Source organism: Bradyrhizobium japonicum USDA 6 (assembly GCF_000284375.1).
Taxonomy (GTDB): Bacteria; Pseudomonadota; Alphaproteobacteria; order Rhizobiales; family Xanthobacteraceae; genus Bradyrhizobium; species Bradyrhizobium japonicum.
The window spans coordinates 6,684,867-6,704,899 of the sequence record NC_017249.1 but is presented as its reverse complement, the minus strand read 5'-3'; the positions used below and the strand labels follow the sequence as shown (position 1 = coordinate 6,704,899).

The window sequence follows — 20,033 nt, the reverse complement described above, 5'->3', positions numbered from 1 at the left end:
TCTCTCGGCAACGCCTAAATCACATCCGCCAGCGAATGCCCATGCAGCTCGATGTTCAGCCCTTGCATGCCCATGTCGCTGATCTCGCCGCCCATCGCCTTCAGGCTCTCCTCGCGGATCAGCGACATCAGCCCGCGGCGGAGCGCCAAAAACTCCGACGACATCATCATCGATTGCTGCCGCGGCCGCTCCAGCGGGATCGGGATTTCCGCCTTGATCGAGCCGGGGCGGGCCGTCATGCAGTAGACGCGGTCGGAGAGGAAAATGGCTTCGTCGATGTCGTGGGTGACGAACAGCACCGAGATCTTCAGCCGTTGCCACATGTTGGTGAGGATCTGCTGCATGATCACGCGCGTCTGCGCGTCGAGCGCGCCGAAGGGCTCGTCCAGCAGCAGCACCTTCGGGCCCGTGGCGAGCGCGCGGACGATGCCGACGCGCTGCTTCATGCCGCCGGAGAGTTTTTCCGGATAATGCTTTTCGAAGGCCTCGAGCCCCGCGAGCCCGAGCAGCGTGCGCGCCGCGCGCTCGCGCTGGGAGCGCGGCATGCCGCGCATCTTCAGGCCGAACTCGACGTTCTCCCGCACCGTCTTCCACGGAAACAGCGAATATTGCTGAAACACCATGCCGCGCTCGGCGCTGGGGCCGTTGACCCGCTCGCCGTCGACGGTGACTACACCGGTGGTCGGCTTGAGGAAGCCGGCAACGGCATTGAGCAGCGTCGACTTTCCGCAGCCGGAGGGGCCGACAATCGAGACGAACTCGCCGGGCTTCACATGAATCTGCGTATCGGTGACGGCCTGCACCGGTCCATCGATGCTCTCATAGCTGAGGGAGAAATTCCTGACCTCGATATGGCCCTGCGGTGCTTTGGTCAGGATTTCGTTCATTTTAGCCTCCACGGCATCACCAACTGCCCGGCGCCCCTGATAAGCAGGCTCGATCCAAGGCCAAGCACGCCGATCGCGATCATGCCGAGCGCGATGTCGGCATACTGGACAAGGGAATAGGCCTCCCAGGTGAAATAGCCGATGCCGTATTGACCCGAGATCATCTCGGCGGCGATCAGCGACACCCAGGCCACGCCCATGCCGACGGTGAGGCCGGTGAAGATGTGCGGCATCGAAGCTGGAAAATACACCTCGCGGAAGATCGACCGTTCTCGCGCGCCGAGACATTGCGCGGCGCGCACCAGCACGGGATCGACCAGCGACATGCCATGCAGCGTGTTGACCAGGATCGGGAAGAACGCGCCGAGGAAGGTGATGAAGACGATGCTCTGCTCGTTGGTCGGCCAAAGCATGATCGCCATCGGCACCCAGGCGATTGCCGGGATCGGCCGCAGTACCTCCGCCACCGGGAAGATGATTTCATGCACCAGCTTGAAGCGGCCCATGATCAGGCCGAGCGGTACGCCGACCACCGCCGCGAGCGAGAAGCCGAACAGGATGCGCCGGCAGCTCAAGAGGATGTGCAGCAGGAATTTGGGATCGTGGATCGCCTTGGTGAAGCTCGCATAGACCGCGAGCGGCGAGGGCACGTTGGTGAAGCGCACGAAGAACACGACGCGATAGGTCGTGAGCAGGTGCCACACCAGCAGGAAGGCGAGCAGAGATATGATGCCGATCGCCGTCGCGCGTAGCCCCGCCCGATTGAGCCGGTACCAGCGCAGCGCGAGCGTGCCGAACGAAGGCGGTGTCGCGGGCGGGGAAGGGGCGGGCACGGGGCCCGCCTCGGCGATTGCTGTTGCTGCCGGCATGCTGTCCTCGGGATGTCTGACGAGGGCGGGACTGCTCACGTCTTGCCTCCGCCGACCGCCGCCTTCACCGCGTCGTCGAAGCCGAGCACCTTGCCATTGATCTTGGCGGCATGGGCTTCCGCGTCCTTCTTCAGCAGGAACGGCGCGACCTCACCGTTGCCGACCGCGAAGAAGGCCTGGTCGGCGAACAGCTTGATTCCGCGCGTGGTGTCGAAGACGTAGGCGACGTTGATCTTCTTGCCTTTGGCCTTGTAGTCGGCATAGGCCCCTAATGTGCACGCTGCGGACGCAAACGGCAGGATGCCGGCATCGTCGACCCAGACCTCGCCGGCCTTGCGCGGGTCGGTGATCGGCTTCTTGCAGAAGGAATCTTCGCCCGTGATCTCGTAATTCCTGGTGCTCGCAAGCTGGGCGTCATAGTCGAGCTTCATCTCGGCATAGGCCTTGCGGATGTAGGAATCATCCACCCACTTCTTCGGATCGAACTCCTTCATGCGGCCGAGATTCTGCAGCACCTTGACGTCGGTCGCGGCTGCATCGATCAGCGCCGGCTTCACCGTGGGATCGGTGGTCATGTTGCCGCTGGGACCGAGGAAGATATAGACGACTTCCTTGTTGATGCCGGTCCACTCCTGGATCTTTTCGGCGCCGAGCTTGGGATCGTCGCGCAGCCACTGGTTGGCGGCGATCAGCGCCTTGAAGTAGGCAACGACGACCTCAGGGTATTTTTCGGCGAAGTCGGTGCGGACCACGATGCCGTGGAAGGTCGGCAGATTGGTCTCGACACCGTCAAAGATTTTTCGCGCGAAGCCGCGGAAGGGCAGCAGCTCGGCGAAGGGGACGAAGTCGGCGTGCGCGTCGATCTTCTTCTCCTGCAGATTGGTCGAACCGACCTCGGGGCTCTGGCTGACGAGCTGGAAGAAGTCGGAGGCGTAACCGCGGTCCTGCATCGCCTTCAGCACCATGCCGTGGGCGGCCGAGCCGAACGGCACGCTGACGAGCTTGCCCTTGAGATCGGCGAGATCGTAATAGGGCGAGTCCTTGTGGACGACGAGCCCGTTGCCGGAGCCGGACAGGCTGTAGGCGGCCACGCCGATCAGGCGGCTCTTGCTCTCCGGATTGCTCTCGAAGGTGAAGCCGTTCACGATCAGCGGATAGTCGCCCATCATGCCGATCTGCAGCTTGTTCGCCATCATCGCGTTGGTGACGGGCGGGCCGGAGGTGAAATTCTGCCACTCCAGCTCGAACTTGATGTTGGCGTATTTGCCGTCCTTCGGCAGATATTTCTCGAGGAGATGCAGCTGCCGGATGACGACGCCGGCGGTCACCGTGTTGGTCGTGGTGTCCTGCGTTCCAATGCCGAGCGTGACGGTTTCCGCCAAGGCCGGCTGCGCCAAGAGTAGCGCCAGCGAGGTCACCGACATCGCGATCGAGAGCGTGGGAAGATGGCGGACCATTCTCATCCTCATTCGGTTGGATGTGCTGTGGTTGCCATGATTGGGTGAGGCCGCGGGCAGGGCAAATCCGGAGTGACCGCCGCAGTCGATTAGTTGCCGGGAAAAGCTGATTGCATACTCCTTGGGCAGTCCTGCACTATAAAGCCGCTTGCCTGTGCATCGACCCTAGTCGCCGCTCTGGCCGCGCATCTCCTCCAAAGCGTCGGCCCGGCACACCACGATCTGCGAGCGCTTGGTGACGACGATTCCCTTCTCCTGCATCCGTTTCAGGCTGATCGTGACCCATTGCCTGGTCGCGCCGACCATGTGGGCGATGTCGGCATGAGTGAAGGCCGCCGCGATCACCCGGCCGTCGGCATCCTCGACGCCGTAGAGTTCGACCAGATGCAGCAGAAGATGCGCGAGGCGCTGGGTGATCGAGCGTGTTCCCAGCATCTGCGCCAGCGCCGAATAGCATTTGCCCTTGAAGGTGAGGCCTTCAATGAGGCCGATGGCGAGGTTGGGGATCTCTGCGGCAAGCGACCGCAGCTCCTTTCCGGGCAGGTGCACGACGCTGCAATTGCTGGATGCGACGCCGGACCATTGATGCACGGTGCCCTCGAACACTTCGGGCCCGCCGACGAAATTGCCGACGTGCCAATAGGCCAGGGTGATCTCGCGTCCGAGCGGCGAGGTGTAGAACACGCGGATGCGGCCGCTCTCGATCAGCCAGATACCGTCATGCTTGCCGCCCTGGCTGAACAGCGTCTGGCCGCGGTTGAGCACCTTTCGCCGGCCCTGCTTCAGCACCAGCTCCCGCTCGCGCGGTGACAGCTTGTCCATCAGCGGCGGCGGTCCGCCGATCCATTGCTGGTTCTCGGTGAGCAGCAGCGACGAGCTGCCGGCCGGCCGGACCGTTGCGGGAACCGTCCCGCGAACCACATTGGCGGCCTGCAACATCGTCTGCCTCCGGAACGTTCAAATCGTTCTAAAGAGGAGCAATGTCCGTGCCAGATGGGGGGCGCTTGTAGCACGCCGCTGCCGCTCACATCGGTGTCACCGCCCGCGAAGGCGGGCGATCCAGTATTCCAGAGACGTCAATGGGATACGGAGGGGGCGCTGCGTACTGGATTCCCCGCCTTCGCGGGGAATGACGGCGGAGTTTGCGGAGCCTAGCGCCCCGCCAAGCTCAGCAGATACGGCTTCGGGTAAATCCCCCTGTTGTGCCCATCCGAAAACGAGATGTTCAGCCCATAGCCGAGATCGCCGATCTCGGTGATGGCGATGCCGGGAAAGCGTTCGGGGAAGCGATCGTCGAAGCGGGCGCGTGTGCAATGGGCGCATTTACAGGAGAGGCGGAGCTGCTCGGCAGTGATTCCGACCGCATCGTCCCGTGTGGTGCGGATGACGAGCGTCGCGAGATCGGCGCTGGCTTCATAGTCGGCCACAGTCGGCGCCACCAAGGTCATGGTCATGACGAACCTCCAGCTTCCTTCTATGTCGGCGCGGACGCGCACGAATAGCAACTAATTGCCAGCGCGGACGCGTGGCCGTCTGCCTCCTCTTCAGTCACCGCCCACCAAATGTGAAACTAATCGACCGGGAATTTCACTTCCGAATTGCCGGACTCTGCTCTCTCCGAAACCTTGTGCGCCAACGATGGCTGAGGAGAGACCATGAGCGCATTTCAGAAGGAAACGGTTTTGTCAGTCCGGCACTGGACCGACTCCCTGTTCAGCTTCACGGCGACGCGCGATCCGGGCTTCCGTTTCCAGAACGGCCAGTTCGCGATGATCGGGCTGGAAGTCGAGGGCAAGCCGTTGATGCGGGCCTACAGCATGGCGAGCGCCAATCACGAGGAGGCGCTCGAATTCTTCTCGATCAAGGTGCCGGACGGCCCGCTGACCTCGCGCCTCCAGAAGATCCGGGAGGGCGACATCATCCTGGTCGGCCGCAAGGCGACGGGCACGCTGATCACCGGCAACCTCATCCCGGGCAAACGCCTGCTGCTGCTTTCGACCGGCACCGGCCTCGCGCCCTTCGCCAGCCTGATCAAGGACCCCGACGTCTATGAGAATTACGAGACCATCGTACTTGCCCATGGCTGCCGCCAGGTTTCGGAACTCGCTTATGGCGAGCACCTCGTCGACGGCCTGCGCAATCACGAATTCTTTGGTCCGCTGATCCGCGACAAGCTCGTCTACTACCCGACCGTGACCCGCGAGCCGTTCAAAAACCGCGGTCGCATCACCGACCTGATCGGCTCCAACCAACTGTTCGACGACATCGGGCAACCCGGCCTCGATATCGAGACCGATCGCATCATGCTGTGCGGCAGCCCGGCGATGCTCGAGGAACTGCCCGCGATGTTTTCCGCGCGCGGCTTTGTCGAGGGCAATCACAGCCAGCCCGGCCATTTCGTCATTGAAAAGGCCTTCGTCGAGCGCTGAGCCGCAAATCGCGTCCCGGCGACAACTAATTGCTATCGTCGGACGACCACCTGAACAAATCTGATGCGAAGGCGCCGGACCGGCGAACCAGGAGCAAGCGATGGCACTAGATGAGATCGTCGACGGACTTTCGGAGGTTTCCTGCGATGTGCTGGTGATCGGCGGCGGCACGGCCGGTCCGATGGCGGCGCTGAAGGCGAAGCTGAAGAACCCGAAGGCCAATGTCGTCCTGCTCGAAAAGGCCAACGTCAAGCGCTCCGGCGCGATCTCGATGGGCATGGACGGGCTCAACAACGCCGTCATTCCCGGCTATGCGACCCCGGAGCAGTACACCAAGGAAATCACCATCGCGAACGACGGCATCGTCGATCAGAAGGCGGTCTATAAATACGCGCAAAATTGCTACAAGATCATCGAAGAGCTCGACAGTTTCGGCATCCGCTTCCTGAAGAACGAGAACGGCGACTACGCCGTCAAGAAGGTGCACCATATCGGCACCTACGTCCTTCCGATGCCGAACGGCGAGACCGTCAAGAAGGCGCTCTATCGCCAGCTTCGCCGCGCCCGCATCCTGATCTCCAACCGCTACATGGCGACGCGGCTGCTCAAATCGTCCGACGGCCGCATCGCCGGCGCGATCTCCGTCAACACGCGCACGGCAGAGATCCTCGTCATCAAGGCCAAGGCCGTGATCCTCTGCATGGGCGCCGCCGGCCGCCTCGGCCTTCCGACCTCCGGCTACATGTTCGGCACCTACGAGAACGCCGCCAATTCCGGCGACGGCTATGCCATGGCGTATCACGCCGGTGCAGCGCTGGCGAACCTCGAATGCTACCAGATCAATCCGCTGATCAAGGACTATAATGGCCCGGCTTGCGCCTATGTCGCCGGTCCCTTCGGCGCCTTCACCGCCAACAACGAGGGATCACGCTTCATCGAGTGCGACTACTGGTCCGGCCAGATGATGCTGGAATTCTACAACGAGCTGCTGTCAGGCAAGGGCCCGGTGTTCCTCCAGCTCAAGCATCTCCATCCCGACACCATCTCGGAGATCGAATCCACGCTGCACAAGGTCGAGCGTCCCACGCGCGGCCTGTTTCAGCAGGGGCGCGGGGTCGATTACCGCAGCGAGTCGATCGAGATGCACATCTCCGAGATCGGGTTCTGCTCCGGCCACAGCGCCTCCGGCGTATTTGTCGATGACAATGCGCGCACGACGGTGCCCGGCCTCTATGCCGCCGGCGACATGGCAAGCGTGCCGCACAATTACATGCTCGGCGCCTTTACCAACGGCTCGGTCGCCGGCATCGACGCCATGGAATTCGCCGACAACCACGACTTTGCGGAGTTCGATGCGGCCGATGTCGCGCTGGAGCGCGACCGCGTGCTGGCGCCGACCAAACGCGAAGACGGCATTCCGCCGAACCAGGTCGAGTACAAGACCCGTCGCCTCGTCAACGACTATCTCCAGCCGCCGAAAGTCACGCGCAAATACGAGCTCGGCATGCGCCGCCTCGCCGAGACGCGACAGGACATGCAGGAACACATGATCGCGCGCAACGCACACGAGCTGCTTCGCGCGCTCGAAGTGCAGTCGATCATGGATTGCGCCGACATGGCGGTGCACGCCTCGCTGTACCGCGAGGAGAGCCGCTGGGGCCTCTATCACTGGCGCACGGATTTCCCGGAGAAGGACAACGAGAACTGGTTCTGCCACACGCTGCTCTCCAAGCAGAACGGCAAGATGACCAGCGAGAAGCGCGCCGTGGAGCCCTATGTCGTGCCGATCGCCGACGACGAGAAGGACCTCTACGACAAGCAACGCATCCGCGCCTCCGCCTGATCCACCGCAACATCGCAACAGGAGACATAAAATGCCTCTCGCGTCCTATCAGACATCGGTTCCGGTGGTCGTCGACGACGCCAAATGCATCGCCGACAAGGGCTGCACCGTGTGCGTCGACGTCTGCCCGCTTGACGTGCTCCGCATCAGCGACATGACCGGCAAGGCCTACATGGCCTATGACGAGTGCTGGTATTGCATGCCGTGCGAGGCCGATTGCCCGACCGGCGCCGTCACCGTCAACATTCCCTATCTGCTGAGGTGATCATGTCGAGCCCGTTCGAGTCCTATGACGACCTCGAAGACGCCGATGAACGGTTGCAGGCCGCCGATCCCGCCGAGCGCCGTGTCGCCATCATCGCGCTCGGGCATTCCGGAGATCCCGCAGCCGTCGCACATCTCGCCAACATGGTCGCAGATCCCGACGCCGGCGTGCGCCAGCAGGTCGCGATGGCGCTCGGCGAGTTCGACGGGCCGGAGGCTGCGAGTGGGCTGGTCAAGCTGCTGGTCGATCCCGAAAGAATCGTGGCGGCGGCCGCGGCCGACAGCATGGCCGAGTTCAAGGATCCGGCCTGCGCCGAGATCATCCTGCCGCTGGTCAAGCACGCCCATGCCTTCGTCCGCATGGGCGCGCTGCGCGCGCTGAAGGAGCTGCGCTGCAAGGACACGCTGAAGCCGGCGCTGGAAGCGCTCCTGGATCAAGATGCGGCCGTTCGCGTGCAGGCGATCGGCGTGATCGGCTTCCTCAAGCTGGAGGAATCCATTCCCGCGCTGACCGCGCTGATCAATGATCCCGACGCCCATGTGCGCCGCGCCGCGGTGAGCGCGCTGGCGTTCTCGCAGTTGAAGCCCGCGGCCGAGACGATCACACGCGGGCTGAAGGATCCGGACTGGATGGTACGCGAGATGGCCGCGGAAACGCTGGGCCTCAACGTCAACGGTTCGCTCGCGGCCGATCAGCTTGTCGGTTCGCTCGCCGATGAATTCTGGCAGGTGCGGCTGAAGGCGATCCGCAGCCTCGGCAAGATGAAGATCGAGCGCGCGGTACGCCCGATCGGCAATTGCATCCACCACGACCAGGCCAATTTGCGGAAGGAGGCGGCCGCCGCGCTCGGCGAGATTGCCCATCCCGACGGCGAGGCATTCCTTGCCGTCATCGCCGACGATGCCGACCCTGACGTTCGCAAGAACGCGCGCTGGGCGCTCCAGCAGATCGCGGCGCGCAAAGCGCGAGCAGGCGCATAAAGGCCCGGGCAGGGGCATAGCGGCTCTTCGCGGCCGGTCTGGACTTCCCCTGCCAGACGTTTATTGGTCTTCGCCAATGGGATCGGCTGCTATTTCAGCGCGGCCGATCCGAGAAAGAGCGAGGACGCGGCCATGACGACACTGACTGTTAGAGATCTTCTCCCCGAGGATGGAACGAAGGGGACGCTGGTCGGCCGCGTCTGGCTGCCGCAGGCGAACGGTCCGGCCGTTGTCGCCGTCCGTGGAGACGGCGTCTTCGACGTCACCGCCAAGTTTCCGACCGTCAGCGCGCTCTGCGAGGAAGACAATCCGGCCAAGGCGCTCGCCGCGGTCAAGGGCGAGCGCATCGGCGATCTCGAAGCGATCGTGGCTAACACGGCGCCGGATGGGCGCGATCCGAAAAAGCCGTGGCTGCTTGCGCCCCTCGATCTCCAGACCCTGAAGGCCGCCGGCGTCACCTTCGCCATCTCGATGCTGGAGCGCGTCATCGAAGAGCGGGCCAAGGGCAATCCGGCCTCGGCCGAAGCGATCCGGAAAGAAGTGACGCGGCTGATCGGCGACGATCTGTCAAAACTCAAGCCGGGCTCCGACCAGGCGATGCATTTGAAGCAGGTGCTGATCGATCAGAACGCCTGGAGCCAATATCTCGAAGTCGGCATCGGTCCGGATGCCGAGGTCTTCACCAAGGCGCCGACGCTGTCGTCAGTCGGCACTGGCATGGATGCCGGCCTGCATCCGAAATCGACCTGGAACAATCCCGAGCCGGAGCTCGTGCTGTTCGTCTCGAGCCGCGGCAAGATCGTCGGGGGCGCGCTCGGCAACGACGTCAATCTGCGCGACTTCGAGGGGCGTTCGGCGTTGCTGTTGTCGAAGGCCAAGGACAACAACGCCTCCTGCGCGATCGGCCCGCTGCTGCGTCTGTTCGACGACACCTTCACACTCGACGACGCGCGCAAGCTCGATATCAGCCTGAACGTGAAGGGCGCGGACGGCTTCGTCCTCGACGGCCATTCCTCGATCAGCATGATCAGCCGCGATCCGACGGACCTCGTCGAGCAGACGATCGGCAAGGTCCATCAATACCCCGACGGCTTCGTGCTGTTCCTCGGCACGATGTTCGCCCCCGTCAAGGATCGCGATGCGCCGGGGCAGGGGTTCACCCACAAGCGCGACGACATCGTCACGATCGCAGCGCCTCAGCTCGGCAAGCTCGTCAACCGCATGCGCACCAGCGACGAGTGCGAGCCCTGGACGTTTGGAATCGGTGCGCTGATGAAGAACCTCGCGCAACGGAAGCTGATCTAGCTCCGCTGCCCTTCGCCTCTCCCCGCACGCGGGGGAGAGGCCGGATTGCATCGAATATGCAGTCCAGGTGAGCCGGACTCTCCGCGAGTCGATTTGGTCGACCTAGGCCGAACCCTATCCACACCGTCGTTGCGAGCGCAGCGAAGCAATCCAGAGTCCCTCCGTGGACAGTTTCTGGATCGCTTCGCTGCGCTCGCAATGACGCGGAGGAGAGGTAGCGAGCCGTACATACACCTTCATCTCCCCGTTGCATCCACGGAACAAAATCGCTCTGGGCGTGTCATAGAAACCGTCCATCCCGTCAAATCGAAGTTTCGTGCTAATAGTCAAATAATATGACTAGTCGGAACTCATCTTCCGTGAAATAGTCCCTCCCGCCGCCTCAAGGGCCGGCCTGCGGGTGCCATGCTACCAATCGGCGCCCGAGATAACACAAGATGACTTCTTGGGAGACACGCCTGATGACCCTCAAAGCCCTCTTTGCGGCCAGCGCCACGGCCGCGTTGCTGCTCGCGCTGCCGGCCAGCGCCGCCGAGCTCACCATCGGCTTCTCGCAGATCGGATCGGAATCCGGCTGGCGCGCGGCCGAGACGTCGGTCTCCAAGCAGGAGGCTGCCAAGCGAAAGGTCAATCTCAAGATCGCCGACGCGCAGCAGAAGCAGGAGAACCAGATCAAGGCGATCCGCTCCTTCATCGCGCAGAACGTCGATGCGATCTTCCTTGCACCTGTGGTCTCGACCGGTTGGGACTCGGTGCTGAAGGAAGCCAAGGAAGCCAAGATCCCGGTCGTGCTGCTCGACCGCGACATCGATCCCTCCGGCAAGGAGCTCTATCTCACCGCCGTGACCTCCGACAGCGTGCATGAAGGCGAGGTTGCCGGCGACTGGCTGGCCAAGACCGTCGGCGGCAAGGCGTGCAACGTCGTCGAATTGCAGGGCACGGTCGGCGCCAGCGTCGCCGCCAACCGCAAGAAGGGCTTTGACACCGCCATCGCCAAGCATGCGAACCTCAAGGTGGTGCGCAGCCAGACCGGCGACTTCACCCGCGCCAAGGGCAAGGAGGTGATGGAGAGCTTCATCAAGGCCGAAGGCGGCGGCAAGTCGATCTGCGCCGTCTATGCGCACAATGACGACATGATGGTCGGCGCGATCCAGGCGATGAAGGAAGCCGGCCTCAAGCCGGGCAAGGAGATCCTTACCGTCTCGATCGACGCCGTCCCCGACATCTTCAAGGCCATGGCTGCCGGCGAAGCCAACGCCACCGTCGAGCTGACCCCGAACATGGCCGGCCCCGCGCTCGATGCCATCGCGGCCTTCAAGGACAAGGGCACCGTTCCGCCCAAATGGATCCAGACCGACTCCAAGCTCTATACCGCGGCCGACGATCCGCAGAAGATCTACGACAGCAAGAAGGGCCTCGGTTACTGAGGCGGGGTGCCGTGCCGGACCGCTCCCCCGCGGTCCGGCGCTCCCCTCTTTGGAAACCGTTGCGCGAACGAATAGGCTGGGTGTCCGCAGCATAAGCGGGCACCGGTGGGAGTGACGTCGTTATGGAGAACAGCCCCGATCCTGCTCCTTCCCTGCTGGAGGTGCGCGGGATCAGCAAAAGCTTCGGTGCTGTGCGTGCGTTGCAGGAGGTCGACTTCACGCTTCGTGTCGGCGAGATTCATGCGCTGCTCGGCGAGAACGGCGCCGGCAAATCCACGATGATCAAGGTGATCACCGGCGTATTCCCGCGCGATGCCGGCATCGTCCGGCTCGGCGGCGAGGAGGTCGCGCCGCGCTCGGCCAAGGCCGCGCTTCAGGCCGGCATCGCCACCGTCTACCAGGAGGTCAATCTGCTGCCGAATCTCTCGGTCGCGCAGAACCTGTTCCTCGACCGACAGCCGATGCGCTTCGGCATCGTGCGTGAAGGCGAGATGCGGCGTCGCGCCAAGGCGCTTCTCACGGACTTCGGCCTCGATATCGACGTCGCCGCGCCGCTCGGCAGCTATTCTGTTGCCATCCAGCACGTCACCGCGATTGCGCGCGCGGTCGATCTTTCCGCCCGCGTGCTGATCCTGGACGAGCCGACCGCGAGCCTCGACCGTCACGAGGTCGAGATTCTCTTCGGCATCATGCGCCAGCTCGCCAAGCGCGGCATCGGCATCGTGTTCGTCAGCCATTTCCTCGATCAGGTCTACGAGATCTCCGACCGAATCACGGTGTTGCGCAACGGCCGCCTGGTCGGCGAGCGCGAGACCGCCTCGCTGCCGCGGCTCGAGCTGATCCGGATGATGCTCGGCCGCGAGCTGGCCGAGACCACCAGCGCCCGCGCGTCGGCGGGAGAGCATCAGGCGCGCGAGGTCTGCGCGAGTTTCGAGAACTACGGCAAGGTCGGCTATGTCGCGCCGTTCAATCTCGAGCTGCGCCATGGCGAGGTCGTGGGTCTCGCCGGCCTGCTCGGCTCGGGCCGGACCGAGACGGCGCGGCTGGTGTTCGGCGCCGAGCGCGCCGATGGCGGGCAAGCGAGGGTGGAGGGGGCGCCCGTGCGGCTGCAATCGCCGCGCGACGGCGTGCGCCACGGCTTTGGCTATTGCCCGGAAGAGCGCAAGACCGACGGCATCGTCGCCGAGCTCACCGTGCGCGAGAACATCGTGCTTGCGCTCCAGGCCAAGCGCGGCCTGCACCGGCCGCTGTCGCGCCGCGAGCAGGACGAAATCGCAGGCCGCTACGTCAAGATGCTCGACATTCGCCCGCCCGATCAGGAGCGCGCCGTGGGGCTGCTGTCCGGCGGCAATCAGCAGAAGGTGCTGCTGGCACGCTGGCTCGCGACCTCGCCGCGCCTCCTGGTGCTGGACGAGCCGACCCGCGGGATCGACGTCGGCGCGCATGCCGAGATCATCCGCCTGATCCGCGAGCTCTGCGACGACGGGCTGGCGCTGCTCGTGATCTCCTCCGAGCTGGATGAGATCGTGACCTATTCCGACCGCGTCGTCGTGTTGCGCGACCGCGCCCATGTCGAGGAGCTCGCGGGCGAGGCGATCGACGTCGGCAATATCCTCGCGGCCATCGCCGCCGATGGCGCCGCTGTCGCGCATGAGGGCCGGGCATGACAGCGCTGTTGCCGCGCCGCGGCCTTGCCCAGATCCTCGCGTTGATCGTCATCCTGGCGGTCGATCGCATCGTGTCGCCGCAATTCTTTGATCTGCGCCTCCAGGACGGCCGGCTGTTCGGCAGCCTGATCGACGTGCTCAACCGCGGTACGCCGGTGGCGCTGCTCTCGCTCGGCATGGTGCTGGTGATCGCGACGCGCGGCATCGATCTGTCGGTCGGTGCGGTCATGGCCATCTCGGGCGCGATCGCGGCGAGCCTTGCTGACACTCACAGTCTGGCCGTCGTGCTGGCGGCCGCGCTCGGCGCCGGCCTGATCTGCGGATTGTGGAACGGATTTCTCGTCGCGGTGCTCGGCATGCAGCCGATCGTGGCGACGCTGATCCTGATGGTGGCGGGACGCGGCATCGCGCAGCTCATTACCGAGGGGCGTATCGTGACCTTCTCCTCGCCGGATCTGGTCTGGCTTGGCAATGGCGCCGTGCTCGGCGTGCCGGTGCCGGTTGCGATCGCCCTGGGTATGCTGATTCTCACCGGCGCGGTGGTGCGCGGCTCGGCGCTCGGACTGCTGATCGAAGCGACCGGCGGCAATGCGCGGGCGAGCGAGCTTGCCGGCGTCGGCACGCGTGCGATGATCCTGGCGGTCTACGTCTGGTGCGGCATCTGCGCCGCGCTCGCCGGCGTGATCGCAGCGGCCGACATCATGGGCGCGGATGCCAACAATGCCGGCCTCTGGCTGGAGCTCGACGCCATCCTCGCGGTGGTGATCGGCGGCACCTCCCTGTTCGGCGGCCGCTTCAGCCTCGTGCTGGCCGTGCTCGGTGCGTTGATCATACAGACCATGAACACCGGAATTCTGCTGTCGGGCTATCCGCCGGAGTTCAATTTGCTGGTCAAAGCCGTGGTGGTGATGACGGTGCTGCTGCTGCAATCGCCGAAATTTTCGGGGATTGCCGGGATCGCCGCGCGGCTGCGGAGGTCCAAAGCATGAGAGGCCTGCCGCCCGTCCTCATCACCGCCATCGTGCTCGTTGCCGGCTTTGCGCTGTGCGCCGTGCAATTCCCCAACATCGCCTCGACCCGCGTGGTCGGCAATCTCCTCACCGACAACGCCTTTCTCGGCATCGTCGCGACCGGCATGACCTTCGTCATCATCTCCGGCGGCATCGACCTCTCGGTCGGCTCGGTGATCGGTTTCACCACGGTGTTCGTCGCGCTTGCGATCGAGCGCTGGGGCGTACCGCCGCTGCTTGCCTTCGTCGCGATCCTCGCGCTCTCGGCGGCCTTCGGAGCGGCGATGGGCGCGGTGATCCACGTCTTCGATCTGCCGCCGTTCATCGTGACGCTGGCGGGGATGTTCCTGGCCCGCGGCGCGAGCTTCCTGCTCTCGACGGAATCGGTGCCGATCACCGCGCCGGTCTATTCCACCGTGTCGGACTTCGCGCTGCGGATGCCCGGCGGAGGGCGATTGACGGCGATTGCGATCATTATGATCGTGATCGTGATCGGCGGCGCCTTGCTGCTGCATCTCACCCGGTTCGGTGCCAATGTCTATGCGCTCGGCGGCAGCCGGGCCACCGCGAGCCTGATGGGCGTTGCCGTCGGCAAGATGACGGTGAAGATCTACATGCTGTCGAGCCTGCTCGCGGGCATCGCCGGCATCGTGTTCTCCTTCTACACCAGCGCCGGCTACTCGCTCTCCGCGGTCGGCGTCGAGCTCGACACCATCGCGGCCGTCGTGATCGGAGGCACGCTGCTCACGGGCGGGCAGGGCTCGGTGATCGGCACCTTCCTTGGCGTGCTGATCCAGGGCCTGATCCAGACCTACATCAATTTCGACGGAACGCTGTCGAGCTGGTGGACCAAGATCGCGACCGGCGTGCTACTGTTCGCCTTCATCGCCTTGCAGCAGGGGCTGGTCGCGCTCGCGCGGCGGCCGGCGGCGAAGCGCGCAGGAGCAGCCACATGACGTCGCGCATCGTCGTCATCCCGACGCGCCGGGCCCACTCCAACCATGCGGAAGTGGCCCGCTCGATCGGCGTCGACATCATCGCCGGCCGCTACGCCGAGGGAACGCGCCTGCCTGGTGATGCCGAGATGATTGCGATGTTCGGCGTGTCGCGGCCGGTGCTGCGCGAGAGCGTGAAGACCCTGGTCGCCAAGGGGCTGCTCACCACCAAGGCCCGCGTCGGCACCGTCGTGCGCGAGCGCGCTGCCTGGAACATGTTCGACGCCGACGTGCTGGCCTGGCATCTGGACGCCGGCATCGACAAGCGCTTCCTCAACGACCTCGCGGAGATTCGCCTCGCGGTCGAGCCGCGCGCGGCCATGCTGGCGGCGGCGCAGCGGTCCGAGGACGACCTCGCCGAACTCCGTCGTTGCATGGACCGCATGCGGTTTGAGGCTTCCGATTCCGTCGGCTTTGCCGACGCCGACCTCGCGCTCCATGTTGCGGTGGCGCGCGCTTCGGGCAATCTGTTCATGCGCTCGATCGGCCACGTCATCGAGGCCGCCCTGCGCGCCTCCTTCCTGCTCAGCGCACCGGTCGAGCCGGAGGACCGTGACACCGTGCTGCTCTGGCACCAGAAGATCGTCGATGGCATCGCCGCCGGCGACGCCCAGACCGCCTCGGAAGCGATGGTTTATGTCATTCACAACGGTATGCGCCGCCACGAGGCCGAGGCGCTGCCGTCAGCGGATACTGGAGAAAAAGCGTGACCGAACTTCGTATTGCCATCGTCGGTTTCGGCAAGATCGCGCGCGACCAGCACGTCGGTGCGATTGCCGCGACGGCGGGCGCGACGCTCGCGGCCGTCGCGAGCCGCAACGCATCGCTGCCGGGCGTGCCGCATTTTGCGACCATCGAGGAATTGCTGGAAAAGGGACCGCCGATCGATGCCGTCTCGCTTTGCACGCCGCCTCAGGTACGGCGTGCCCAGGCCGCCGCGGCGCTCGCTGCCGGCAAGCACGTGATGCTGGAGAAGCCGCCCGGCACCGGCGTCGCCGAGCTCGACCCGCTGATCGCGATGGCGGAGGAGGCCAAGCGAACGCTGTTTGCGACCTGGCATTCGCGCTATGCGCCCGCGGTCGAGCCGGCGCGCACGTGGCTTCTCACGCGGCGGATCAAGTCAGTGCACATCAACTGGAAGGAAGACGTTCGCGTCTGGCATCCCGGGCAGGGCTGGATCTGGGAGCCGGGCGGGCTCGGCGTGTTCGATCCCGGCATCAACGCGCTCTCGATCCTGACCCGTATTCTGCCCCGGCCGGTGTTCGTCACCGCAGCCGAGCTGGCCTTTCCAGCCAATTGCCAGGCCCCGATCGCCGCGAACCTGACGCTGACCGACATTGGCGGCCTGCCTGTGACCGCCGAGTTCGATTTCCGCCAGACCGGACCGCAGAGTTGGGATATCTTCGTCGAAACGGACCAGGGTCGAATGACGTTGTCGGGCGGCGGCCGGTGCATGGTGATCGACGGCGAGACCGTTGCCGAGGCGCCCGATCAGGAATATCGCGAGCTGTACGGGCGTTTCGTCAAGCTCGTCGCAACCGGCGCGCGCGACGTCGACCTGGCGCCGCTGCGTCTCGTTGCCGATGCCTTCCTGCTCGGCAGGCGCAACATCGTCGAACCGTTTGTGGACTGAACATGGCTGGCTCAAAAATAACAAAAGACATCTTCGGAACGCTGCCGGACGGCCGCAACGTCGAGCGTATCGTGCTGCGCGGGGAGGGCGGGTTCGAAGCCCGCATCATCACCCATGGCGCAGTGATCCAGGCGCTCATCGCGCCAGACGCCAAAGGCGGTTGCGACGACGTCGTGCTCGGCCATGACGCGTTCGCCGGTTATCTCGCCGAACGAAAGTTCTTCGGTGCCACGGTCGGCCGCTACGCCAACCGCATTGCCAACGGACGATTTTCGCTGGACGGCGAGACGGTGCAGCTTCCGGTCAACAACGGTCCGAATGCGCTGCACGGCGGCCTCGACGGGTTCGATCGCAAGCTCTGGGAGATCGCCGGGATCGACGACGGTGCGGAGCCGGGCGTGACGCTCACCTATTCGAGTCCGCATGGCGAAGAAAATTATCCCGGCCGGCTCGACGTGCGCCTGACCTATCGCGTCACCGGCCCGGCCGAGCTGTCGTTGACGATGGAGGCGCGAACCGACCGGCCGACCGTCGTCAACCTGACCAACCACAGCTTCTTCAATCTGGAAGGCGCGACCTCAGGCACGCCCATTCTCGACCACAAGCTGACGGTCGCGGCCGAGCATTTCCTCGCCATCGATCCCACCGCCATCCCGCTGCCTGGGCCCCCGCGCGCGGTGGCCGGAACGGCGTTCGACTTCCGCGACGGCCAGGCCGTCGGCGCGCGCATCCGCGAGAGCGATCAGCAATTGCGGAACGGCAGGGGCTACGACCATACCTACCGTCTCGGGCGAGATGGCAAGCTTGCTTTCGCGGCCCGGCTGGAGGCGCCGCGTTCGGGGCGCATCATGGAGCTCCTGACCAATCAGCCCGGCCTTCAGGTCTATTCCGGCAACTATCTCGACGGCACGATCTCGGGCAAGGGCGGCAAGCTCATCCGGCAGTCGGATGCCATGTGTCTCGAGCCGCACATCTGGCCGGATGCGCCGAACCGGCCGGATTTTCCGAGCCCGCGCCTCAATCCCGGCGAGGTCTACCGCCATCACACGGTCTATCGCTTTGGAGTGAGGACGCCATGATGGAAGAGGTGCCGACCTCGGTTCTCTCGGACGATCCATGCCATCTCGGCGAGGGGCCGACCTATGATTTGAGCACCGACACGGCCTGGTGGTTCGATATCCGCGAGGGGCGGCTGTTCGAGGCGCATCTCGGCAGCGGCAGCATTCGCGTCCACGCGCTCGGCCGGATGGCGAGCGGTCTCGGGCGCATCGACGCCGCGCGCCAGTTGATCGTCGCCGAGGACGGCCTCTACATCCGCAAGCTCGCCGACGGCGCGTTGACGCTGGTCTGTCCGTTGGAAGCCGACAATCCCGCGACGCGCTCCAACGATGCCCGCGTGCATCAGTCCGGCACGTTCTGGATCGGCACCATGGGCCGCAATGCGGAAGCAGGAGCGGGCGCGATCTACGCGTTCCATCGCGGCAAGATCTCGATGCTGTTCCCCCGCATCACCATTCCCAATTCGATCTGCTTTTCGCCGGACGGGGCGACCGGCTACTTCGCCGACACCGCGCGCGCCGTGCTCTACGCCGTTCCGCTTGATCCGGCGACCGGCTTGCCGCGAGGCGAGCCGGACGTTCTGTTGCGCCACACCGGCATCGGCGGCCTCGACGGCTCGGTGTGCGACGCCGACGGGCAGATCTGGAACGCCTGCTGGGGTGCGGGCCGGATCGATGTCTACTCTCCGCAAGGCGAGCGCCTGCGCTCGCTGCGCGTGCCGGCAAAGCAGTCGAGCTGCCCGGCCTTCGTCGGCCCTGATCTGTCGCGCCTCCTCGTCACGTCGGCCTGGCAGGATATGGACGCGGCGGCGCGCGCCGCCGATCCGCAGGCCGGCTGCACTTTCCTGTTACAGGCATCTGCGCGTGGCCGCGCGGAGCCTGACGTCATGCTCGCATAGGAGGCTCGAAGCCGCACACGACCAGCGTTCTCGACGAAACGAAGAAACAGTCTGACACCCAAGGGAGTAAAACATGCTGAAACTGAAGACGACATTCCTCGCGCTGGCGCTTGCCGGCGCAGCGACGATGGCCTCGGGCATCACCGCCTCCGCCCAGGACAAGGCAACGGTTGGCATTGCCATGCCGACCAAATCGTCGGCGCGCTGGATCGACGACGGCAACAACATGGTCAAGGTGCTGAAGGAGCGCGGCTACAACACCGACCTGCAATATGCCGAGGACGACATCCCGAACCAGCTCTCGCAGGTCGAGAACATGGTGACCAAGGGTGCGAAAGCGCTGGTGATCGCCGCGATCGACGGCACCACGCTGTCCGACGTGCTCAAGCAGGCGAAGGCAAAAGGCATCACCGTGATCGCCTATGACCGCCTGATCCGCGGCACGCCGAACGTCGACTATTACGCGACCTTCGACAATTTCCAGGTCGGCGTGCTCCAGGCGGAGTCGCTTGTCCAGGGGCTCGGCCTCAAGGACGGCAAGGGCCCGTTCAACATCGAGCTTTTCGGCGGCTCGCCCGACGACAACAACGCCTACTTCTTCTACAACGGCGCGATGAGCGTGCTGAAGCCGTACATCGACAGCGGCAAGCTCGTCGTCGTCTCCGGCCAGATGGGCATGGACAAGGTCGCGACGCTCCGCTGGGACGGCGCCACCGCGCAGGCCCGCATGGACAATCTGCTCAGCGCCTACTACGGCAACAAGAAGGTCAACGCGGTGCTGTCGCCGTATGACGGCCTGTCGATCGGCATCATCTCGTCGCTGAAGGGCGTGGGCTATGGCAGCGCCGGCCAGCCGATGCCGATCATCAGCGGCCAGGATGCCGAGGTGCCCTCGATCAAGGCGATGCTGCGCGGTGATCAGTACTCGACCATCTTCAAGGACACCCGCGATCTCGCCAAGGTGACCGCCGACATGGTCGACGCCGCACTCGCCGGCAAGCAGGTCACCGTCAACGACACCAAGACCTACGAGAACGGCGCCAAGACGGTGCCGTCCTATCTCTTGAAGCCGGTCGTGGTCTACAAGGACAATTGGGAGAAGACTCTGGTCGACAGCGGCTACTACAAGAAGTCGCAGTTCCAGTAAGAGGTCTATTCCCTCTCCCCGCGTGCGGGGAGAGGGTTAGGGTGAGGGGGGCTCTCCACGGGGGCGGTGACAGCTGCCCTCGCGGAGACTCCCCCTCACCCGAAATCCGCGCTGCGCGCGCATTTCGGCCTCTCCCCGCAGGCGGGGAGAGGCGAAGTAGAG

At 64.7% G+C, this 20,033-nt stretch carries 19 protein-coding genes; 14 read left to right on the top strand and 5 right to left on the bottom strand.

Annotated elements, in window-relative coordinates; genetic code table 11:
* Positions 1–14: 14 nt before the first annotated feature.
* The 5 genes from BJ6T_RS31555 to BJ6T_RS31535 form a co-directional block, all read right to left on the bottom strand.
* Entirely contained in the window at positions 15–887 is an 873-nt protein-coding gene (locus BJ6T_RS31555) for an ABC transporter ATP-binding protein (protein ID WP_014496620.1), read from the bottom strand.
* Positions 884–1,795, bottom strand: a complete 912-nt coding sequence (locus tag BJ6T_RS31550; protein WP_014496619.1) for an ABC transporter permease — start codon at positions 1,793–1,795, stop codon at positions 884–886. Before BJ6T_RS31550 ends, BJ6T_RS31555 begins: the two co-directional genes overlap by 4 nt.
* Complete coding sequence (locus BJ6T_RS31545; RefSeq protein WP_014496618.1) at positions 1,792–3,213, bottom strand: ABC transporter substrate-binding protein; 1,422 nt, start codon at positions 3,211–3,213, stop codon at positions 1,792–1,794. The genes BJ6T_RS31550 and BJ6T_RS31545 overlap by 4 nt, the downstream gene beginning before the upstream one ends.
* A gap of 165 nt (positions 3,214–3,378) precedes the next feature.
* Entirely contained in the window at positions 3,379–4,152 is a 774-nt protein-coding gene (locus BJ6T_RS31540) for a Crp/Fnr family transcriptional regulator (RefSeq protein WP_014496617.1), read from the bottom strand.
* Positions 4,153–4,364: 212 nt separating this feature from the next.
* Positions 4,365–4,661, bottom strand: coding sequence for a gamma-butyrobetaine hydroxylase-like domain-containing protein (locus tag BJ6T_RS31535; RefSeq protein ID WP_028169606.1), 297 nt, complete (start codon positions 4,659–4,661; stop codon positions 4,365–4,367).
* 207 nt (positions 4,662–4,868) lie between these two features.
* Here BJ6T_RS31535 and BJ6T_RS31530 point away from each other — a divergent pair, with 207 nt between their 5' ends.
* The 14 genes from BJ6T_RS31530 to chvE all read left to right on the top strand — a co-directional run bounded on the left by BJ6T_RS31530 (position 4,869) and on the right by chvE (position 19,871).
* Positions 4,869–5,642: a ferredoxin--NADP reductase gene (locus tag BJ6T_RS31530; RefSeq protein ID WP_014496615.1), complete on the top strand. Its 774-nt coding sequence runs from the start codon at positions 4,869–4,871 to the stop codon at positions 5,640–5,642.
* Positions 5,643–5,742: 100 nt separating this feature from the next.
* Positions 5,743–7,485 (top strand): fumarate reductase/succinate dehydrogenase flavoprotein subunit, encoded by a 1,743-nt coding sequence (locus BJ6T_RS31525; RefSeq protein ID WP_014496614.1) that lies wholly within the window; start codon positions 5,743–5,745, stop codon positions 7,483–7,485.
* A 31-nt stretch (positions 7,486–7,516) separates the two neighbouring features.
* Positions 7,517–7,750 carry a 4Fe-4S dicluster domain-containing protein gene (locus BJ6T_RS31520; RefSeq protein ID WP_008141081.1) on the top strand — a complete coding sequence of 78 codons (234 nt, stop codon included), beginning with the start codon at positions 7,517–7,519 and terminating at the stop codon, positions 7,748–7,750.
* A 2-nt stretch (positions 7,751–7,752) separates the two neighbouring features.
* Positions 7,753–8,730, top strand: coding sequence for a HEAT repeat domain-containing protein (locus BJ6T_RS31515; RefSeq protein ID WP_014496613.1), 978 nt, complete (start codon positions 7,753–7,755; stop codon positions 8,728–8,730).
* Between the two features lie 132 nt (positions 8,731–8,862).
* Complete coding sequence (locus BJ6T_RS31510) at positions 8,863–10,035, top strand: fumarylacetoacetate hydrolase family protein (RefSeq protein ID WP_014496612.1); 1,173 nt, start codon at positions 8,863–8,865, stop codon at positions 10,033–10,035.
* Positions 10,036–10,496: 461 nt separating this feature from the next.
* Positions 10,497–11,462, top strand: a complete 966-nt coding sequence (ytfQ, locus tag BJ6T_RS31505; protein ID WP_014496611.1) for a galactofuranose ABC transporter, galactofuranose-binding protein YtfQ — start codon at positions 10,497–10,499, stop codon at positions 11,460–11,462.
* Positions 11,463–11,584: 122 nt separating this feature from the next.
* Positions 11,585–13,129 carry a sugar ABC transporter ATP-binding protein gene (locus BJ6T_RS31500; RefSeq protein ID WP_014496610.1) on the top strand — a complete coding sequence of 515 codons (1,545 nt, stop codon included), beginning with the start codon at positions 11,585–11,587 and terminating at the stop codon, positions 13,127–13,129.
* On the top strand, positions 13,126–14,118 hold the full coding sequence (locus tag BJ6T_RS31495; RefSeq protein WP_014496609.1) for an ABC transporter permease: 993 nt from the start codon (positions 13,126–13,128) through the stop codon (positions 14,116–14,118). The genes BJ6T_RS31500 and BJ6T_RS31495 overlap by 4 nt, the downstream gene beginning before the upstream one ends.
* Positions 14,115–15,095, top strand: coding sequence for a galactofuranose ABC transporter, permease protein YjfF (gene yjfF / locus BJ6T_RS31490; protein WP_014496608.1), 981 nt, complete (start codon positions 14,115–14,117; stop codon positions 15,093–15,095). Before BJ6T_RS31495 ends, yjfF begins: the two co-directional genes overlap by 4 nt.
* Positions 15,092–15,844 (top strand): FadR/GntR family transcriptional regulator, encoded by a 753-nt coding sequence (locus BJ6T_RS31485; protein WP_014496607.1) that lies wholly within the window; start codon positions 15,092–15,094, stop codon positions 15,842–15,844. The genes yjfF and BJ6T_RS31485 overlap by 4 nt, the downstream gene beginning before the upstream one ends.
* Positions 15,841–16,767: a Gfo/Idh/MocA family protein gene (locus BJ6T_RS31480; protein WP_014496606.1), complete on the top strand. Its 927-nt coding sequence runs from the start codon at positions 15,841–15,843 to the stop codon at positions 16,765–16,767. The genes BJ6T_RS31485 and BJ6T_RS31480 overlap by 4 nt, the downstream gene beginning before the upstream one ends.
* Positions 16,768–16,769: 2 nt before the next feature.
* A complete protein-coding gene (locus tag BJ6T_RS31475; RefSeq protein WP_014496605.1) occupies positions 16,770–17,846 on the top strand; it encodes an aldose epimerase family protein in 1,077 nt (358 codons plus the stop codon).
* Complete coding sequence (locus BJ6T_RS31470) at positions 17,846–18,724, top strand: SMP-30/gluconolactonase/LRE family protein (protein ID WP_014496604.1); 879 nt, start codon at positions 17,846–17,848, stop codon at positions 18,722–18,724. Before BJ6T_RS31475 ends, BJ6T_RS31470 begins: the two co-directional genes overlap by 1 nt.
* A gap of 73 nt (positions 18,725–18,797) precedes the next feature.
* Positions 18,798–19,871 carry a multiple monosaccharide ABC transporter substrate-binding protein gene (gene chvE / locus BJ6T_RS31465; protein WP_014496603.1) on the top strand — a complete coding sequence of 358 codons (1,074 nt, stop codon included), beginning with the start codon at positions 18,798–18,800 and terminating at the stop codon, positions 19,869–19,871.
* The last annotated feature ends 162 nt before the right edge of the window (positions 19,872–20,033 follow it).